Source organism: Pedobacter sp. 01T416_2 (assembly GCF_056398925.1).
This window is the reverse complement of record NZ_JBFTQI010001216.1, coordinates 1-1,056: the sequence shown is the minus strand read 5'-3', so window position 1 is coordinate 1,056 and position 1,056 is coordinate 1. Positions and strand designations below refer to the sequence as shown.

General features: G+C 35.5%; 1 protein-coding gene. It reads left to right on the top strand.

The genetic code is table 11. The annotated features are described in order from the left end of the window. Positions 1–276 precede the first annotated feature (276 nt). Positions 277–1,056, top strand: a 780-nt coding sequence (locus tag AC1DPQ_RS28660) for a sensor histidine kinase (protein WP_477611701.1), incomplete at its 3' end; no start/stop codon positions are given.

Sequence of the window (1,056 nt, the reverse complement as noted above, 5' to 3'; positions counted from 1 at the left end):
ATTTATGCTGTTATGTAGTAATTTAACGCCTTCGTCCCTATTTCTTCCAACTTTATATTAACGAAATTTACGACTTAATTGTTTATATTATTTACAGTATTTGCACATAATTTTTACCTTTAGTTATTCACCCTCATATATTAAATTAAACCTTAAATGCAATACGAAAAAGCAGATAATATGATTCCGTCAGATGAAACCTTGCGTTTAGAGAAATTAAGATATTACGAGATTTTAAGTACACCTGCAGAAAGTGCCTTTGATCAGATAGCACAATTGGCTGCTGAAATATTTGATGTTCCGAATGCAGGTATCGGTTTTCAGACGGATGGGGAGATTTTTATGAAAGCTCAATTGGGATCATCAATCGGTTTACCTATAAAAAGTGAAGCATTTACTTTTTTTGCCTCTACTCCAATCAGCTCGCCTGAAGGTTATCATATCGGCCTGATTTATGTTGCCGACACTAAATTTAAAACAGCCGAAGAGCAGCAGCTAAAAATGCTGAAGCATTTAGCGGGTATGGTAATGGAAAAACTGGAGTCTAGAATTACAGCTAGAAAAGCTTTCAGAGCCTACGATGATCGTTTACATGTGCTTATTCATGATCTTAAAAACCCGATGACGACCATTTCACTTCAATCTGAATTGCTGGGACGAATTCCTGGGATTGATGACAAAGCAGCATTAATTGCTAATAAGATTAATGCGCAATCGAAAAGAATGATTGATAATCTGAATGGTATTTTAAGTGCCGCCCGGAAAGAAGCCAACTCTTTTAAGCCAAAGAAGGATAAAGTAGATTTAAAGGAAATATTAGAACATGTAAAACTAGGACTCAATTTATCTCTTCAGCGTAAAAATCAAATCGTTTTAATTGATATTAAGGAGCCTGTTGAAATTTTTGCTGATCCAGATAAATTAGCAATGGTTTTTAGTGAGTTGATTAATAATGCCATCAAGTTTTCACCAATGGGGGAAAAGATTTACATCACCCATCAAACGGCAGAAAACGCGGTGACTATTGCGATAAAAGATAATGGCGTGGGCCTGACT